The 18,334-nt window shown below is 72.6% G+C and carries 11 protein-coding genes; 9 read left to right on the top strand and 2 right to left on the bottom strand.

Going from position 1 to position 18,334, the window contains the following annotated elements:
• The first annotated feature begins 334 nt into the window (after positions 1 to 334).
• From ACFXOA_RS06010 to ACFXOA_RS05995, 4 genes are all read left to right on the top strand, one after another.
• Complete coding sequence (locus ACFXOA_RS06010) at positions 335 to 946, top strand: response regulator transcription factor (RefSeq protein WP_003948568.1); 612 nt, start codon at positions 335 to 337, stop codon at positions 944 to 946.
• A 387-nt stretch (positions 947 to 1,333) separates the two neighbouring features.
• Positions 1,334 to 1,909: a sigma-70 family RNA polymerase sigma factor gene (locus ACFXOA_RS06005; RefSeq protein WP_385023066.1), complete on the top strand. Its 576-nt coding sequence runs from the start codon at positions 1,334 to 1,336 to the stop codon at positions 1,907 to 1,909.
• A gap of 138 nt (positions 1,910 to 2,047) precedes the next feature.
• Positions 2,048 to 3,550 (top strand): IMP dehydrogenase, encoded by a 1,503-nt coding sequence (gene guaB, locus ACFXOA_RS06000; protein ID WP_385023064.1) that lies wholly within the window; start codon positions 2,048 to 2,050, stop codon positions 3,548 to 3,550.
• 104 nt (positions 3,551 to 3,654) lie between these two features.
• Entirely contained in the window at positions 3,655 to 4,779 is a 1,125-nt protein-coding gene (locus ACFXOA_RS05995) for a GuaB3 family IMP dehydrogenase-related protein (RefSeq protein WP_385023062.1), read from the top strand.
• 70 nt (positions 4,780 to 4,849) lie between these two features.
• On the opposite strand, the gene ACFXOA_RS05990 is transcribed toward ACFXOA_RS05995, so the two are convergent.
• Entirely contained in the window at positions 4,850 to 5,440 is a 591-nt protein-coding gene (locus ACFXOA_RS05990; protein ID WP_385023060.1) for a hypothetical protein, read from the bottom strand.
• Positions 5,441 to 5,551: 111 nt separating this feature from the next.
• A complete protein-coding gene (locus tag ACFXOA_RS05985; RefSeq protein ID WP_385023058.1) occupies positions 5,552 to 6,814 on the bottom strand; it encodes a nucleotide sugar dehydrogenase in 1,263 nt (420 codons plus the stop codon).
• 253 nt (positions 6,815 to 7,067) lie between these two features.
• On the opposite strand from ACFXOA_RS05985, the gene ACFXOA_RS05980 reads away from it, so the two are divergent.
• From ACFXOA_RS05980 to ACFXOA_RS05960, 5 genes are all read left to right on the top strand, one after another.
• Positions 7,068 to 8,774: a glycerol-3-phosphate dehydrogenase/oxidase gene (locus tag ACFXOA_RS05980; RefSeq protein ID WP_385023056.1), complete on the top strand. Its 1,707-nt coding sequence runs from the start codon at positions 7,068 to 7,070 to the stop codon at positions 8,772 to 8,774.
• A gap of 572 nt (positions 8,775 to 9,346) precedes the next feature.
• Entirely contained in the window at positions 9,347 to 11,383 is a 2,037-nt protein-coding gene (locus ACFXOA_RS05975; protein ID WP_385023054.1) for a protein kinase, read from the top strand.
• 213 nt (positions 11,384 to 11,596) lie between these two features.
• Positions 11,597 to 14,650: a protein kinase gene (locus ACFXOA_RS05970; RefSeq protein ID WP_385023152.1), complete on the top strand. Its 3,054-nt coding sequence runs from the start codon at positions 11,597 to 11,599 to the stop codon at positions 14,648 to 14,650.
• Positions 14,651 to 14,767: 117 nt separating this feature from the next.
• On the top strand, positions 14,768 to 16,417 hold the full coding sequence (locus tag ACFXOA_RS05965; RefSeq protein ID WP_385023052.1) for a serine/threonine-protein kinase: 1,650 nt from the start codon (positions 14,768 to 14,770) through the stop codon (positions 16,415 to 16,417).
• A gap of 266 nt (positions 16,418 to 16,683) precedes the next feature.
• Positions 16,684 to 18,324, top strand: a complete 1,641-nt coding sequence (locus ACFXOA_RS05960; protein ID WP_385023050.1) for a succinic semialdehyde dehydrogenase — start codon at positions 16,684 to 16,686, stop codon at positions 18,322 to 18,324.
• Positions 18,325 to 18,334 lie beyond the last annotated feature (10 nt).

Genomic DNA, 18,334 nt, shown 5'->3' with positions numbered 1-18,334 from the left:
CGGTGTTAGTAGATGTAAATATGACTGATTGCGAATCTAGCCATAGACGCCAGCAAAAGGGAAGAAAACCCGCTAAATGGGGCATGGCGTCGGTTGGGCGGCCGGTTCGGTCGCGGGCGACCCCGTGTCGTTCTCCTCCGTGCGCGGTCCCTCACTTAGAGTGCCGAACCGGATGCTTCGGCCCGTAACTCTTTCGAGTGACCGTCGTTGATGAGGACGAGGCGGTTGACGGAGATCGAGCTCGGGCAGATGTCCGAGGGGGTCGACCGCACAGGTGACGACTTGTATCAGCCTGGAGGCTCAAGGTGACGCGCATCAGCTGCGGAGGACGGTCATGACATCCGTCCTCGTCTGCGACGACTCCCCGCTTGCCCGAGAGGCGCTCCGCCGCGCGGTTGCGACCGTGCCCGGCGTCGAGCGTGTGACGACGGCGGCCAACGGCGAGGAAGTCCTCCGCCGCTGGGGGGCCGATCGTTCGGATCTGATTCTGATGGACGTACGCATGCCCGGTCTGGGGGGTGTGGAGACGGTCCGGCGGCTGCTCTCCGCCGACCCCGGGGCCCGGATCATCATGCTGACCGTCGCCGAGGACCTGGACGGCGTCGCGCTCGCGGTCGCCGCCGGCGCCCGCGGGTATCTGCACAAGGACGCCTCGCGTGCCGAACTGCGCGCCACCGTGACCCAGGCGCTGGCCGATCCGACGTGGCGGCTCGCCCCGCGCCGGCTGCGGTCCGCCGAGATGGGCGCGGCGCCGACGCTCACCGCGCGGGAGATCCAGGTGCTCGAGGGCATGAGCCACGGCCGCTCCAACGCCGAGATCGGCCGTGAGCTCTTCCTCTCCGAGGACACCGTGAAGACGCACGCGAGGCGTCTCTTCAAGAAGCTCGGCGCCTCGGACCGCGCGCACGCCGTCGCGCTCGGATTCCGCTGGGGCCTGGTCCGCTGACACCCCGGCACGGACGGTAGCCGTGCGATCCCGTCCGCGCGCCGGCGGACGGGGTGACGGTGGCGGGTGGACCTGCGGCCGGGGCCGTCCCCACCAGCGTTGTGTGACGCTTTCCGGCCGATGCCGCATCCTTGGGGTGTGGAGTTCCTCGGGGAACATTCGGTCGAGCGGAAGGGGAGGGCGCAGGACATGACATCCGGCGCACCCGCTCAGAACGCTGGAGCACGCGCGGGCGAGGCGGCAGGCGCGCCCGCTCGCGATGCCGACGGCGCAGGGGCCGAAGCCCGTCGCGACCGGACCGGCACCGGCATGCCCGCTGATAACGCTTCGGTGCACAACTCGGGACGCGGTGCCACGGACCGGTCGAGGCCGGGGCACGATGGTCCGATGCGCGAGGACGGGACGACGGCGATCGGTGCACTGGTGCACCGTGCCGTCGACGGTGACGCGCAGGCCACCCATGACCTGCTGGCCCATGTGCACCCCCTCGCCCTGCGTTACTGCAGGTCCAGGCTGAACCGGCTGCCCGGTGACGCCCGTCACTTCGTGGAGGACCTCGCGCAGGAGGTCTGCGTCGCCGTGCTCATGGCGCTCCCGCGGTACAAGGACACCGGCAGGCCCTTCGAGGCGTTCGTCTTCGCCATCGCGGGGCACAAGGTCGCCGACCTCCAGCGCGCCGCGATGCGGCACCCCGGCTCGACGGCCGTGCCCTCCGACGAGATGCCGGAACGGCCCGACGACTCGCTCGGTCCCGAGGAGCGGGCGCTGCTCAGCAGTGACGCGGCGTGGGCGAAGAAGCTGCTGGCGAACCTCCCGGAGAACCAGCGCGAGCTCCTGGTGCTGAGGGTCGCGGTCGGGCTGACCGCCGAGGAGACCGGGCAGATGCTCGGAATGTCCCCGGGCGCCGTCCGGGTCGCCCAGCACCGCGCCCTGAGCAGGCTGCGGGCCCTCGCGGGCCAGTAGCGGAAGCCGGTTCCGGAGGCTCCCGCGGTGTGGAGGAAGCCACAGAATCCGCGGGTGATCTTGATCGTGGAATGAGACACCCCGCGAGGCCGTTAGCATGGACATCCGCACCGATCAAGGCCATTTGGGGAAGGTGTCATGACTGCATACGTCGACGGAGTGCCCGAGAAATTCGCGACGCTCGGGCTGACATACGACGACGTGCTGCTGCTGCCCGGCGCATCCGAGGTGCTGCCCAACGCGGTCGACACCTCGACGCTCATCTCGCGGAACGTGCGGGTGAACATCCCGCTGCTGTCCGCCGCGATGGACAAGGTGACCGAGGCACGCATGGCCATCGCCATGGCCCGGCAGGGCGGCGTCGGTGTCCTGCACCGCAACCTCTCGGTCGAGGACCAGGTCAACCAGGTCGACCTGGTGAAGCGGTCCGAGTCCGGCATGGTCTCCGACCCCATCACCGTCGCTCCGGACGCCACGCTCGACGAGGCGGACGCCCTCTGCGCGAAGTTCCGCATCAGCGGTGTGCCGGTCACCGACCCGGCGGGGAAGCTGCTCGGCATCGTGACCAACCGCGACATGGCGTTCGAGTCGGACCGCTCGCGCCGGGTGCGTGAGGTCATGACGCCGATGCCGCTGGTCACAGGGCGTGTCGGCATCTCCGGCGTCGACGCCATGGAGCTGCTGCGCCGCCACAAGATCGAGAAGCTTCCGCTGGTCGACGAGGCGGGCGTCCTCAAGGGCCTCATCACCGTCAAGGACTTCGTCAAGGCCGAGAAGTACCCGACCGCGGCCAAGGACTCCGACGGCCGCCTGCTCGTCGGCGCGGCCGTGGGCGCCAGCCCGGAGGCGCTCGACCGCGCCCAGGCGCTGGCCGAGGCCGGGGCGGACTTCCTGATCGTCGACACCTCGCACGGCCACAACAGCAACGCCCTCAACTGGATGGCGAAGATCAAGTCGGCCGTGAACGTGGACGTCATCGGCGGCAACGTCGCGACCCGCGACGGCGCCCAGGCCCTGATCGACGCCGGTGTGGACGGCGTCAAGGTGGGTGTCGGCCCCGGTTCGATCTGCACCACCCGTGTGGTCGCCGGCATCGGCGTCCCGCAGGTCACCGCGATCTACGAGGCCGCGCTGGCCGCCCGCGCCGCCGGCGTCCCGGTCATCGGCGACGGTGGCCTGCAGTACTCCGGCGACATCGGCAAGGCGCTCGCCGCCGGTGCCGACAGCGTCATGCTGGGCTCGCTGCTCGCCGGCTGCGAGGAGTCCCCGGGCGAGCTCCTCTTCATCAACGGCAAGCAGTTCAAGTCGTACCGCGGCATGGGTTCGCTGGGCGCGATGCAGTCCCGCGGACAGGGCCGCTCGTACTCGAAGGACCGCTACTTCCAGGCGGAGGTGGCCTCCGACGACAAGCTCGTCCCCGAGGGCATCGAGGGCCAGGTTCCCTACCGCGGCCCGCTCGCCAACGTGCTGCACCAGCTCGTCGGCGGCCTCCGCCAGACGATGGGCTACGTGGGCGCCGCCTCGGTCGACGAGATGGAGAGCAAGGGCCGCTTCGTCCGGATCACCTCGGCGGGTCTCAAGGAGAGCCACCCGCACGACATCCAGATGACGGTCGAGGCACCGAACTACAGCAGGAAGTAAGAGAACGGCGCTGATGAGGGGCGGACCGGGTTCCCCGGACCGCCCCTCACGCGTGCGTCGGGGATACTGGTCAGCGCAGACGTAGAGGGAAAGGCCACATCATCGTGACTGAGATCGAGATCGGGCGCGGCAAGCGCGGCCGCAGGGCATACGCGTTCGACGACATCGCCGTCGTCCCGAGCCGCCGTACCCGTGACCCGAAGGAGGTCTCGATCGCCTGGCAGATCGACGCCTACCGTTTCGAGCTGCCCTTCCTGGCCGCTCCGATGGACTCGGTGGTCTCCCCGCAGACCGCCATCCGCATCGGTGAGCTGGGCGGGCTCGGTGTCCTCAACCTCGAAGGGCTGTGGACGCGGCACGAGGACCCGCAGGCGCTGCTCGACGAGATCGCCGAGATGCCCGTCGAGGCCGCGACCCCCCGGCTCCAGGAGATCTACTCCGCCCCGATCCAGGAGGAGCTGATCGGCCGGCGCATCAAGGAGGTGCGCGACTCCGGTGTCGTCACCGCCGCCGCCCTGTCGCCGCAGCGCACCGCGCAGTTCTCCAAGGCCGTCGTCGACGCCGGTGTGGACATCTTCGTCATCCGCGGCACGACGGTCTCCGCGGAGCACGTCTCGAGTGCCGCCGAGCCGCTCAACCTCAAGCAGTTCATCTACGAGCTGGACGTCCCGGTGATCGTCGGCGGCTGCGCCACGTACACCGCCGCGCTGCACCTGATGCGGACCGGCGCGGCCGGTGTCCTCGTCGGGTTCGGCGGCGGCGCCGCGCACACCACGCGCAACGTCTTCGGCATCCAGGTCCCGATGGCGACCGCGGTCGCCGACGTGGCCGGGGCGCGCCGCGACTACATGGACGAGTCCGGCGGCCGTTACGTGCACGTCATCGCCGACGGTGGTGTCGGCTGGTCCGGCGACCTGCCGAAGGCCATCGCCTGCGGCGCCGACGCCGTGATGATGGGCTCCCCGCTGGCCCGCGCGACGGACGCGCCGGGCCGCGGCCGCCACTGGGGCATGGAGGCCGTGCACGAGGACGTGCCGCGCGGAAAGCTGGTCGACCTCGGCTCCGTCGGGACGACGGAGGAGGTCCTCACCGGTCCCTCGCACAGCCCCGACGGCTCGATGAACATCTTCGGCGCGCTGCGCCGCGCGATGGCCACCACCGGCTACAGCGACCTCAAGGAGTTCCAGCGCGTCGAGGTGACGGTGGCCGACTCCCAGCACCGCCGCTGACACCGCGCACTCCTGCCACGACGGCCCGGACCACCTCGGTGGTCCGGGCCGTCGGCTGTGTGCGGGCGGGTCAGCCGGCCTTGCGCACGCCCGCGAAGGCTCCGACCGGGCCGAGGACGAAGAAGACGAAGCTCATGAAGTCGAACTCCTTCTTCCAGAAGGTGACGAGGTCACCGAAGTGGTCGAAGAAGACGTCGGAGAAGCCGACGCCCAGGCCGTCCGCCGCGATCATCGAGGCGCCGATGAGCTGGCCGAGGAAGACGGCGCCCAGGGACAGGACGGCGGCGGCGATGCCGAGGGCCGGGAGCGGTCCGCCGACCTTGCTCGCCGCGAAGCCGATCAGGAAGCCCACGCCGATGGCCGCGTAGCCGACCTCGCGCTCGATGGCACCGGCGATGACGCCGTAGAGGATGGCGGCGACAATCGCCGCACCGAGGGCGGCCAGCAGGCCCATGCCGATGTTGTTGCGCGCCGCCGGGGCGGGCGCGAAGGGGGCGCCGCCGCCGAACTGGCCCGGCTGCTGGCCCGCGAACGGGTTGCCGCCCTGCTGTGCGCCCGGGTGCGGGGCGTACGGGGCGCCGGGTGCGGGCTGCTGGCCGGCGTACGGGTTGCCGTCGGCCGGCTGCTGCGGTGGGTTCGGCGGCTGCACGGGCTGGCTCATCTGGAATTCCCCCCTGGGAAGGTACGCGTGCACGAATGTGCGAGAAGTGACGCCGCGGGCTAGCAGCCCGCGGCGACATCGCCCAGGGGAATCCGGACGGCCCGATGAGGGCTACAGCCGGTGCGCCGCTCCCGCCGGGGTGGCTCCCCTTGTGTCCAGGAGGAGTTGGGCCTTCACCGCGAGTCCCTGGAGGTCGTAGGTGCGGTGGTTCTGGAGGAGCACCGTCAGGTCGGCGCCGGCGGCGGCCTCGTAGAGGGAGTCCGCGCGGGGCACGGGCAACCCGCGTGGCCGCCAGTCCAGGACGTGCGGGTCGTGGTAGCCGATCTGCGCGCCCATGTCCGTGAGCCGGGTCGCGATCTCGCGGGCGGGGGAGGACTCCTGGTCGGCCAGGTCGGGCTTGTAGGTGACCCCCAGCAGCAGCACCCGTGCCCCGCGGACGGACTTCCCGTGCTCGTTGAGCAGGGTCGCGCAGCGCTGGATGACGTAGCTCGGCATCCGGTCGTTGATCTCCTTCGCCAGCGAGACCATGCGCAGGGGGTGGCCGGGCGTACGGCTGCTGTACGGGAAGCAGCCGGGGTCCACCGGGGCGCCATGGCCTCCGACGCCGGGGCCGGGGCGGAAGGCCTCGAAGCCGAAGGGCTTGGTCTCGGCGCACCTGATGACGTCCCACAGGTCGACACCGAGGTCGTGGCAGAGCACCGCCATCTCGTTGACCAGGGCGATGTTGACGTGCCGGAAGTTGGTCTCCAGCACCTTGGTCATCTCGGCCTCGCGCGGTCCGCGGGCCCGTACGACCTTGTCGGTGAGCCGTCCGTAGAAGGCGGCCGCCGACTCGGTGCACGCCGGGGTGAGGCCCCCGATGACCTTCGGGGTGTTGGCGTAGGTGTGGATCCGGTTCCCGGGGTCGAGGCGGCCGGGGGAGTGGGCGAGGTGGAAGTCGCGTCCGGCGCGCAGCCCCGAACCCTCCTCCAGCAGGGGGCGCACGACGTTCTCGGTGGTCCCCGGGGGCACGGCGGACTCCACCAGGACGGTGGTGTGCGGGCGCAGCCGGGCCGCGAGCGCGCGGGTCGCGGCGGTCACGGCGCCGAGGTCGATGGTGCGGTCCGGCCCGAGGGGGGTGGGGGCGCAGATCGCGGCCGTGCGGACGCGTCCGAGGGCGGCGGGATCGGCGGTCGGACGGAAACCGCCGGAGATCATGCGGCGGATGTCGGATGCGCTGAGGGATCCCTCGACCGGCGTACGGCCCGCCGAGAGTTCGGCGAAGGTGCGTGGGTCGGTGTCGTAGCCGACGGTGTGGATACCCACGCCGACGGCCGCCTGGGCGAGAGGCAGGCCGAGGTGTCCGAGTCCGATGACGGCGAGGTCTGCGGGCATGTGGGCCGTCCTTCCCTAAGGCCAGGAGACAGAAAGCGCAACCGCTGCGGACCGCGCAATGTCAGAATAGGCGTAAATATGACCTATATGTCGCATTCTGTGGCTCGTGTGGGGCGGGTGTTGTCCACAGGCGGTGGCTGAAGTCGTGGACCGCGGACAGAATCGAGTGGTGGGCACGGGCGCCCGGCCATCCGGTCGGTCCCCGCTCCCGTGCCGTACCACCCCGATGCACCGGGATGACCGGGAGGCAGCAGTGAGGACAGCGACACTGGGACCCGCGGAGCGCGCCGGAGCGCTGACCGCGATGGCCGAGCGCGAACTGGACGTGCTGGTCGTGGGAGCGGGCGTGGTCGGCGCCGGGACGGCGCTGGACGCGGTCACCAGAGGGCTCTCCACCGGGCTGGTCGAGGCGCGCGACTGGGCGTCCGGCACGTCCAGCAGGTCGAGCAAGCTGATCCACGGCGGGCTGCGGTATCTGGAGATGCTGGACTTCGCGCTCGTACGGGAGGCGCTGAAGGAGCGGGGGCTGCTGCTGGAGCGGCTGGCACCGCACCTGGTCAAGCCGGTCCCCTTCCTCTACCCGCTGCAGCACAAGGGCTGGGAGCGACTGTACGCGGGCTCGGGCGTCGCGCTGTACGACGCGATGTCGGTGTCCTCCGGCCACGGCCGGGGGCTCCCCGTGCACCGGCACCTCTCGCGCCGGCGCGCCCTTCGGGTCGCCCCCGCCCTCAGGAAGGACGCCCTGGTCGGGGCGCTGCAGTACTACGACGCCCAGATGGACGACGCCCGCTATGTGGCGACCCTGGTGCGCACCGCCGCGGGGTACGGCGCGCACGTGGCGAACCGGGCCCGGGTGACGGGGTTCCTCCGGGAGGGCGAGCGGGTCGTGGGCGCCCGCGTGCAGGACGTGGAAGGGGGTGGGGAGTACGAGGTCAGGGCCAAGCAGGTGGTCAACGCCACCGGGGTGTGGACGGATGACACCCAGGCGCTGATCGGGGAGCGAGGGCAGTTCCACGTCCGGGCGTCGAAGGGCATCCACCTCGTCGTGCCCAAGGACCGGATCCACTCCTCCACCGGGCTGATCCTCCGGACGGAGAAGTCCGTGCTCTTCGTGATCCCGTGGGGGCGGCACTGGATCATCGGCACCACGGACACCGACTGGGATCTGGACAAGGCGCATCCGGCCGCGTCCAGCGCCGACATCGACTATCTGCTCGAACACGTCAACGCGGTGCTGAACACCCCGCTGGGCAGGGACGACGTCGAGGGGGTCTACGCGGGGCTCCGGCCTCTGCTGGCCGGCGAGTCCGACGCCACCAGCAAGCTCTCCCGCGAGCACACGGTGGCCCACCCGGCGCCCGGACTGGTCGTGGTGGCGGGCGGCAAGTACACGACGTACCGGGTGATGGCGAAGGACGCCGTGGACGAGGCGGTGCACGCCCTGGACCAGCGGGTCGCGGAGTGCGTCACCGAGGACGTCCCGCTGCTGGGCGCCGAGGGGTACCGCGCCCTGTGGAACGCCCGCGCGCGGATCGCCGCCCGCACGGGGCTGCACGTCGCCCGGGTCGAGCACCTGCTGAACCGCTACGGCTCGATGACGGAGGAACTCCTGGACCTGGTGGTCCACGACGCGTCGCTGGGGCAGCCGCTGGCCGGCGCCGACGACTACCTGAGGGCCGAGGTCGTCTACGCGGCCTCGCACGAGGGCGCCCGGCACCTCGACGACGTCCTCACCCGGCGCACCCGGATCTCCATCGAGACCTTCGACCGGGGCACCCGTTGCGCCAGTGAGTGCGCGGATCTGATGGCACCCGTCCTCGGCTGGGACACCGACCAGGTGGAGCGCGAGGTCGAGCACTACCGCAAGCGGGTCGAGGCGGAGCGGGAGTCGCAGCGCCAGCCCGACGACCTGACGGCGGACGCCGCACGGCTGGGGGCGCCCGACATCGTGCCGCTCTGACAACGTGCGGCTGCGACAACGTGTGGCTCCGGCATCGTGCCCCTCCGGCAACGGGCGGCCGCGGCATGGTGCCGCTCCGGCTCCGTGTCGTTCCGCCCGCCGTCGGCCCGGCTCCCTTCCGCTCCGCCCGCCGTCGGCCCCGCTCCGTTCCGTTCCGATCCGGTGGATCGGAACGGGTTCCCCCCGAGGTCCCGGGCGGGTCACGCCCAGGGCCCGCCAGGACCTCGGGCCAGGGCCGGGTGAGATCCCGTCCTCTCCCCGCGGCCGGGGCGCCGCGGCCTTCCGGGGGCGCACCGCTCTCGACGCCGGGCCGACGAGGTAGGACGATGCGGGCGCGGGATGTGGTTCGCTGGGAAGGCCGCCGGTTCACAGGGGCCCGGTTCACAGGGCTCGGTCGCGAGGCCCGGCGCGGTGGTTGCGGCCCCCGCGGCGGGAGGCACCGCGCACACGGGCACGCCAGGGCTCCTTCCCGCGGACGTACGACGGCCGACCTCGGACCCGGCACCATGACCGGTCCCCGGGTGAGGGACAATGAACGCTCTGCCAGGGCGGGTTGATCGCAGAGGGGACGCATGTCGGAGGCGGAGCAGGCGCGGGAGCCCCAACGGGACAAGGAAGGACGTCTCCTCGCGGGGCGTTACCGTCTCGGGGAGGTGCTCGGCCGGGGCGGCATGGGCACGGTCTGGCGTGCTGCCGACGAGACGCTGGGACGGACGGTCGCGGTCAAGGAACTGCGGTTCCCCTCCTCGATCGACGAGGAGGAGAAGCGCCGCCTCATCACGCGGACACTGCGTGAGGCGAAGGCGATCGCGAGGATCCGCAACACCAGTGCGGTGACGGTCTACGACGTGGTCGACGAGGACGACCGGCCGTGGATCGTCATGGAGCTCATCGAGGGGAAGTCCCTCGCCGAGGTGATCCGTGAGGACGGGACGCTCACGCCCAGGCGTGCGGCCGAGGTCGGGCTCGCCATCCTCGACGTACTGCGCTCCGCGCACCGCGAGGGCATCCTGCACCGGGACGTGAAGCCGTCCAACGTGCTGATCTCGGAGGACGGCAGGGTCGTCCTGACCGACTTCGGGATCGCCCAGGTCGAGGGCGACCCGTCGGTGACCTCGACCGGCATGCTCGTCGGGGCACCCTCCTACATCTCGCCGGAGAGGGCCCGCGGCCACAAGCCCGGCCCACCGGCCGACCTCTGGTCGCTCGGCGGGCTGTTGTACGCGAGCGTCGAGGGCCGACCGCCGTACGACAAGGGCTCGGCCATCGCGACCCTGACGGCGGTGATGACGGAGCCGGTGGAGAAGCCGGTCCACGCGGGCCCGTTGGAGGACGTGATCTACGGTCTCCTGGCCCGGGACCCCGACCAGCGTCTCGACGACGCGGGTGCTCGCGTCCTGCTCAACGCGGTGGTCAACGCTCCGGAGGAGCCCGTCGTGCCGCCGGCCGAGCGCACGCAGGTCATGGCGCTGCCCGGCGTCGGTGACACGGGTGGCGGCAAGGCGGGCCGGGGTGGCAAGGCGAGCGGCGGCAAGGCCGCCGCGGCCGCGGCGGCAGCGGGAGGCGACAAGCCGCCTGCCGGCCCGGCGGTTTCAGGAGCAGGCGCTCCGGGAGCCACCGCCTCACCGGGTTCGTCCTCCGCGAAGACGCCGACCGCTCCCACGACTCCGGCAACCCCGGTGGGCGCCCCGGGCATCGCCGAGGGCACGAAGGAACGGCTGCGCGGTGCGCTCAAGTCCGTACGCGACGCCAAGGCCCGCGCCACCACGGCATCGGCCCCGGGGAGTGCCGCCGTACCGCCCGGTCGTCCGGGGGCTGCCCGCGCCTCCATCACCGACGTCGTGCCCCGCCGCACGCTGGTGATCATCGCCGGCATCGTCGTGCTGGCAGTGCTGGGCACGGTCCTGGCGCTCGCGCTCGGCGACGGGGGTTCGGACACCGAAGGCGGCACGGGCAAGGGCGCGACCACGCCTTCGGCCGGCGCGTCCGCCGGTTCCGGCACGGAGGGCGGCTCGGGCAAGGGCGAGGACGATCCGCAGGACGGGGGCAAGGAGACGGGCAAGGACGGTCAGGGCGAAGAAGGGGGCGAGACGCCCGGCGACGCCTCGGGGTCGCCCGCCACCGGCGACCCCACCCCGGACCCGGACGCGCTTCCCAGCGGATTCGAGACCGTCACCAACAAGCAGTTCCACTTCGCCATGGCGATGCCCGGGACGTTCAAGCTGGACGGCATAGCGGGCCGGAACTCCGGTGCCATCTACAACGCCGACGGCGGATTCCCCCGCGTCCAGGTCGACTACAACTCCTCCCCGAAGGACGACGCGGCGGCCGCGTGGGCCGGCGCGGTGGCGGCCACCAGGTCCCTCAGCAACGGCTACGACCACATCGGGATAAGGAAGGTCGAGTACAACGGCTACCCGACCGTGGCCGACTGGGAGTTCACGCGTAATCAGCAGGGCATGCGGGTACGCGTCCTCAACCGGGGCTTCAAGGTGGACTCCACGCACGGCTACTCGATCATGGTCAGCTGCAAGGCCGACGAGTGGGACGGCGACGAGTGCCGGACCCTGCGGGAGACGGCGTTCGCCACGTTCGAACCCACCGACTGACGGGCCGTGCGGCGGGTTCCGCCCGCCGCACGACTCCGCCGGGGCCTCCCGGGTTGCGGCGACCCGGCGCGCCGCCACGCGTTGCCACGTATTGTGAGAGGCCGAGGACCGTACGCAGCCATAATCGTGAGTCAATTGCACAGCAAATGACCGCAATTGATGCATCCATGCGGTCTCGGTGACCGGGGGAACAGCGCGCTCTGGGGAGGCGTCGTGGACGACTACGCGGGTCGGGTACTCGCCGACCGCTACCGCCTTCCGCTGCCTCCGTCCGACGCGTACGAACTGGTCGAGACCCGGGCGTTCGACACGTACAGCGGCCAGGAGGTCCTGGTCCGCCAGGTGCCGCTGCCCGAGGTCGTGGACGCGGAGGTGCTCGACCCCGACGGGATGACCTCGGCCCGGCGCGCCACCGGCCGCGCGGCACGACGGCCCACGGACCCGGCGGTCCGGCGGGCCATCGAGGCGGCGCAGGCGGCGGCCCAGGTGCCCGATCATCCGCGGCTGGACCAGGTCTTCGACGTGTTCGCCGAGGCGGGATCGCTCTGGATAGTGAGTGAGCTGGTGGCCGCCCGGCCGCTCGCGGCGCTCCTCGCGGAGCGGCCCCTCAACCCCTACCGTGCCGCGGAGATCGGCTCCGACGTGCTCACCGCGCTGCGGGTGCTGCACGCCCACGGCTGGACCCACCGCAACATCACGGTCCGTACGGTGCTGGTCTGCGACGACGGCCGTGTGGTGCTGACCGGCCTGGCGGCGGGCGCGGCCGAGGAGGCGCTCTGCGGATACGTTCCGGCGCCGCAGCCGGACGAGGAAGGCGCCTACGGGCCCCCGGCCGTCGAGTCCGGTCCGACCGGCCCGTACGAGCCCCCGGCCCCCGAGCCCGGGAGGTACGAGCTTCCCGCGGCCGGACCGCACGCGCCCGGGGAGGGGTACGCGGGCCCGAACGACGGGCCGGTACCACCCGGGGAGGCGCCCGGACGCACCGCGGCCGGTTCCGTGCCCGGGGGGCCCTACGGGCCGCCCGCTTCGTACGGCCGGGGACTCGCGCTGCCCGGGCCCGCCGAGCCCGACGCGTCGCCCGCCCCGGAAGGCCTTCCCGCGCCCAGGACGTCCGGTGACGGCGTGCCCGCGTCCGGCGCCGGCCTCGAACCCGCCCGCCAGGCGCTTCCCCCGGCGGAGCCGGGGGCGGGGAGCGCGGCCCAGTTGCGCGCCGCCCGAGCGGGCGCCATCGCGGCCTACCGTGCGGGGGCCCGTGCGGCGGCACGAGCCGGCGAGGACCGCAGGCGCGCGGAGGCGGCCGGGCCGGACACCCCCGGCACGGGTGTTCCGGAGCGGACGGAGGGGCCCGGGGATGGTGTTCCGGAGCGGACGGACGGTCCCGGCGCGGCTCAGCAGGGGCGATCGGACGGCTGGGACGGCTCCGGCGGGGACCGCCCGGAACCGCCCGCCGCCGGCGCGGCTCCGCAGGAGCGGACCGGCCGCCCGGGCACGGACACCGCGGAGGGCGGCACCGGGGAGCCGGAGGCCTTCGGCGCGGCGGATCCCGGTACCTTCCCGCCCCCCGGACACCCGCAGCTGACCGGTGCTTGGGGCGGTACGGCGGGGGCCCCGTACCCGTACCCCTACGACGACGAGGACGACGAGGACGACGACGAGGGCCCCGACGGCCCGACCGCCCCCGGCCGGCGGGTGCACCTCGCCGGCACCTGGGGCGACGGTCCCGGCGCCGGCCGTCCGGTGCCCGCCGGTGGCAGCGGAGGCGGGCGCTCGGGAGAGGACGCCCTGCGCGCCGACGCCCGGCGCCTCGGCAGCGGTCCCGCCGGGCGCCCTGACCGGCTCCCGCTGCCGGCCCCCGCCCGGGGGCCCGCCGGAGGGTGGGACGAGGTGGTCGCGGAGAGCGGCGGCGCCCCCGCCTACCGGGGCCCGGCCACCCCGCTCGCGGCCGAACGCGCCCGGCAGGCCCGTATCGCCGTCGTCGGAGCGGTCACCGAGCGGTGGGCGCCCGAGCAGGCGGGACCGGTCCACGACAACTGGCAGCTCGCCCCGCCCATCGGTCCTTCTACCGATCTGTGGGCGCTCGGCGCGCTGCTCTACCGCGCCGTGCAGGGCCACGCCCCGTATCCGGAGGAGAACGCCGCGGAGCTCGTCCAGATGGTCTGCGGCGAGCCGCCCGCCTTCGCGGAGGAGTGCGGTCCCCTGCGGCCCGTCGTCGAGTCCCTGCTGCGCCAGGACCCCACGGAGCGGCCGGACTTCGAGGAGCTCCGGGGCTGGCTGCGCTCCCTGGTGCGGTCGGCGCCCGAGCCCGAGGCCGGGACCGACGTCGTCACCCTGCCCCCGGCCGACGCCACCCGGCTCCCGGTCGTCCGCCGCAGGGGCGAACTGGTGCGCCGCCGGCGGGGCCGCGGCGCGGCCCACGGGCGGCACCGCCAGGGCAGGCAGCAGCGGCGGACCGCCGAACGGCCGCCGGCGTACGAGGAGCCGCAGGCGTACGAGAGGCCGCGCCCGCCCCGCGAGCCCAAGGGCCCCAAGGTGCTGCGCCAGCCGCCGCCCGGGGGCCGGGCGCCGCGCCGGCTCGGCAGGGTGCTGCTCGTACTGATCCTGCTGCTGATGGCCGCCGCCGTCGCCTACGCCATGCTGTTCATGCCCAAGCAGGGCGCGGACTCCGGAGCGGCACCCTCGGACTCGGTCGCACCGGTGGACCCGGGTGCCGGTGGCGATCCGTCGCCCGGGGCGTCGTCGGGGCAGCCGCCGTCCACCGAGCCGGCTTCGCCTGGATCGGAGAAGCCGCAGACCAGCCGCTCGGCCGTCGCCCTCGCGCAGGGATACGAACTGCGCAAGGACACCGAGGGGTTCGAGATCGGGGTGCCCAAGGGGTGGCAGCGCAGCCCGGCCAACGCGAACCGGCAGATCCGCTACGGAAGCGACGGGTTCAGCATCCTCGTCGTACCGGGCCGTGACACGGTGAAGGCCAACGGCTCCGATCCGCTGGACTACCAGCGGACCGCGGAGCCGGAGTTGAAGCCCTTCCGCGATTCGAGCTGGGCGACGTCCACCGGACTGCGCCGCGTCGACGTCGGCAGGCAGGCCATGGCCGAGGGGCAGTTCACCTGGCAGGAGAGCGACGGACGTCAGGTCTACGTCCGCAACCTGGCGTTGATCGTCGAGGGCCGCTACCACATCGTGCAGGTCATCGGCCCGGAGAACGAACGGGACAAGGTGTCGGAGATCTACGCGCAGGCCATCTCCTCGTACCGCGTCGGCTCCTGACGGACCGGCAGCAGAAGGCGACCCGCATCACAGTGCGGTCTCGTGGGGCGGTGCGAGGTTACGTCGCACCGTCTCCTCTCCGTACCCTGGCGTCCGAGGAACGGGGCGAGGACACACGTGGAACACGGGCAGGGAACGGGCGCGGGGATCGTACTGGCAGGTCGTTACCGGCTCGGTGACGTCCTGGGGCGCGGTGGCATGGGCAAGGTGTGGAGAGCCCATGACCAGGTGCTCCACCGGACCGTCGCCGTGAAGGAACTGACCGCGGGACTCTACGTCTCCGAGGCGGACCGGGCCGTGCTGCACGCCCGCACGCAGAAGGAGGCGCGCGCCGCGGCACGGATCACGCACCCCGGGGTCGTCACCGTCCACGATGTCGTCGAGTACGACAGCCGGCCCTGGATCGTCATGCAGTACGTCGACGGTCCCTCGCTCGCGGACGCGGTGAAGGAGTCGGGGGCCACCGAGCCCCGCGAGGCGGCCAGGATCGGGCTCCGGGTGCTGGGCGCCCTCCGCGCCGCCCACGCGGCGGGCGTCCTGCACCGGGACGTGAAGCCGGCCAACGTCCTGCTCGCCCGGGACGGGCAGGTGCTGCTGACCGACTTCGGGATCGCCGCGATAGAGGGCGACTCCACCATCACCCGCACCGGGGAACTGGTCGGGTCCATCGACTACCTGGCGCCGGAGCGGGTCCGCGGCGGTGACCCGGGCCCCGCCTCCGACCTCTGGTCGCTCGGTGTCACGCTCTACACAGCCGTCGAGGGGACCTCGCCCTTCCGCCGTACGTCCCCGATCTCCACCATGCAGGCGGTGGTCACCGAGGAACCGCCCCCGCCGCTGAACGGCGGAGCGCTCGCACCGGTGATCACGGCTCTGCTCCGCAAGGATCCGGCCGGCCGTCCGGGCGCGGAGGAGACGGAGCGGATGCTCCTGGACGCGATGGAGGGGCGAAGGCCGCGCGCCGCGCAGGCGCATGTGCCGACGCAACGGGTCCCGGAGGAGGAGCTGCGTTCCCTCTCCGCCTCCGAGGGGTCCACCGTCAGGCTCCCCGGGCAGCCGCTCCCCGTACCCCCGTACGCCTCGCCGCCCCCGCCGCGGCGCGGTCCGGGCCGGTGGCGCACCGTGCTGCTGGTCGTCGTGGCGGCCGCGCTGATCGGCGGGGCGGCGGCCGGAGTGGTGGCGATGAGGCAGAACGGCGGCGGCGGTACGTCCGGCGGTTCGGAGGGGCGGAGCGGCTCCCCGTCGCCTTCGGTGACCTCCTCGGCCTCCTCCTCCACCGGGGCGGACGAGCGGGGCGCGAAGGGCGTGCCCGAGGGCTGGACCCGGATCGACGCCCCCGAGGGCTTCGGCCTCACCCTTCCCGAAGGCTGGGAGCGTCAGCCGGACGAGGGGCAGATCGACTACAGCCCGGACGGCGGCGCGCACAGGCTCCGCATCAGCATCGATCCGCAGCCCGACTTCGACGACTCCCACGCCCACATGCAGAGCATCGAGAAGGACCTCGCGCGGCGGCTGCCGGACTACGAGCGGCTGACTCTGGAGCCGAACGTCTTCCGCGACCGCCCCGGAGCCCGGTGGGAGTTCGACTGGACCGAGTCGAAGGACCACCCGGGGCCCCGGCACGGAATCGACCAGATGTACTTCGCCGAGCGGGGTGGGCCGGAGTACGCGCTGTACATGACCGGACCCCAGGAGGACCGGGAAGCCACCCGGAAGCTCTTCGAGACGATGTTGCGGAGCTGGCAGCCGCCGGATCGGCCGGGCTGAGGGCGTTCACCCGGAAGGAGCACCCCCGGACGCCGGTGAGGGGTCCGCGCGGGCCGTTCCCGGGGCCGGTGCCCGGCGGATGCGCGAAGATTCACGATTCCTGACCCCTACCTGTGCCGGGAGTGGCGGATCGCACCTGATCAGGGCTTATGTCGCCAGTGATCACTGGCTGTATGGCTGAGGGTGTCGACCGTCCTTGGCGGGCTCTGTGAAAACCTGTTACCCACGGGTACCCAAAGCGGGCGGGTGGACATACTCTCGCCCTCATGACGGACTCGCAGGCTTCCTCGACCAGCACCTCCGCCGCCCCGGGCAGCCGCTCCGGCACCAACCCGGTGGCCGCGGCGCCGGCGGGTGCGCGCACCGCGGCCGACGTGGTCACGCCCGAGCTGATCGCCAGGCTGGGCCGCGGCGTCGTCGGCTCGGGCCGCACGGCCAACCACAGTCCGCTCACCGGTGAGAAGCTGGCCGACCTGCCCGAGTCCGGCCCCGACGACGTGCGGACGGCCTTCGAACGCGCCCGAGCCGCCCAGCCCGCCTGGGCGGCGACGCCCGTCCGGGCCAGGGCCGCTGTGCTGCTGCGCTTCCACGACCTCGTCCTGCGGCGCCAGTCCGAGGTACTCGACCTGATCCAGCTGGAGACCGGCAAGGCCAGGCTGCACGCCCACGAGGAGGTGCAGGCCGTCGCCGTGTCGGCCCGGCACTACGGGCGCAAGGCCGCCGCTTACCTCAGGCCGAAGCGCCACACCGGGGTCGTCCCGACGCTGACCAAGGTCACCGAACTGCGCCAGCCGCGCGGTGTCGTCGGCCAGATCGCCCCCTGGAACTACCCGCTCGAACTCTCCGTCGGCGACGCCCTGCCCGCCTTCGTCTCCGGCAACGCCGTGGTGATGAAGCCCGACACCGAGACGGCCCTGACGGCGCTGTGGGCCCGTGAGCAGCTCATCGAGGCGGGGCTGCCGCCCGAGGTGTTCCAGATCGTCCTCGGTGAGGGGCCGGTCGTCGGTCCCGAGGTCGTCCAGCGAGCCGACTACGTCTCCTTCACCGGATCGACAGCGACCGGCCGCGACGTCGCCCAGCGCGCGGCGGCCCGGCTGGTCGGCGTCTCACTGGAGCTCGGCGGCAAGAACCCCATGCTGGTCCTGGAGGACGCCGACGTCGAGAAGGCCGCCGAAGGCGCCGTGCGCGCCTGCTTCTCCTCCGCGGGACAGCTCTGCATCTCCATCGAGCGGCTGTACGTCCACGCGTCCGTCGCGGACGCCTTCGTCGAACGGTTCGCCGCCCGCACCAGGGCGATGCGGCTCGGCAAGTCCCTCGCCTACGGCGCCGAGATGGGTTCGCTCGTCGGCGCACGGCAGCTGGAGACCGTCACCCGCCACGTCGCCGAGGCGGTGGAGAAGGGCGCGGTCGTCGTCGCCGGAGGGGCCGCCCGCCCCGACATAGGCCCGTTCTTCCACGAGCCGACCATCCTCGACAACGTGCAGGAACCGATGGCCGTCTGCACCCAGGAGACCTTCGGTCCCGTCGTGTCCCTCTACCGCTTCACCGACGAGGACGAGGCGGTGGCCCTGGCCAACGCCACGCCGTACGGCCTGAACGCCAGCGTCTGGACCAAGGACGCCCGACGCGGCCACCGGGTCGCGGCCCGGCTGCGCGCGGGCACCGTCAACATCAACGAGGGTTACGCGCCCGCGTACGGCAGCGTCCAGTCGCCCATGGGCGGTATGAAGGACTCCGGTCTCGGCCGGCGTCACGGCTCCGAGGGCATCCTGAAGTACACCGAGGCCCAGACGGTCGCCCAGCAGCGGCTGATGCCCCTGGCGCCGGCCTTCGGGATGGACGACGAGAAGTACGCGGCCTTCATGAGCCGGAGCCTCAAGGCGATGAAGGCCTTCCGGCTGCGCTGAGCCCCAGCAC

Origin of the sequence: Streptomyces sp. NPDC059166 (genome assembly GCF_042755185.1) — a bacterium.
GTDB lineage: Bacteria > Actinomycetota > Actinomycetes > Streptomycetales > Streptomycetaceae > Streptomyces.
Note: the sequence above shows the minus strand (reverse complement) of the source record. Positions and strands in the feature narration are given on the sequence as shown.

Coding starts and splice junctions, on each gene's coding strand:
- ACFXOA_RS06005 (WP_385023066.1), top strand. CDS start 1,334: ATGCGCGAGGACGGGACGACGGCGATCGGTGCACTGGTGCACCGTGCC.
- ACFXOA_RS05985 (WP_385023058.1), bottom strand. CDS start 6,814: ATGCCCGCAGACCTCGCCGTCATCGGACTCGGACACCTCGGCCTGCCT.
- ACFXOA_RS06010 (WP_003948568.1), top strand. CDS start 335: ATGACATCCGTCCTCGTCTGCGACGACTCCCCGCTTGCCCGAGAGGCG.
- ACFXOA_RS05975 (WP_385023054.1), top strand. CDS start 9,347: ATGTCGGAGGCGGAGCAGGCGCGGGAGCCCCAACGGGACAAGGAAGGA.
- guaB (WP_385023064.1), top strand. CDS start 2,048: ATGACTGCATACGTCGACGGAGTGCCCGAGAAATTCGCGACGCTCGGG.
- ACFXOA_RS05990 (WP_385023060.1), bottom strand. CDS start 5,440: ATGAGCCAGCCCGTGCAGCCGCCGAACCCACCGCAGCAGCCGGCCGAC.
- ACFXOA_RS05960 (WP_385023050.1), top strand. CDS start 16,684: ATGACGGACTCGCAGGCTTCCTCGACCAGCACCTCCGCCGCCCCGGGC.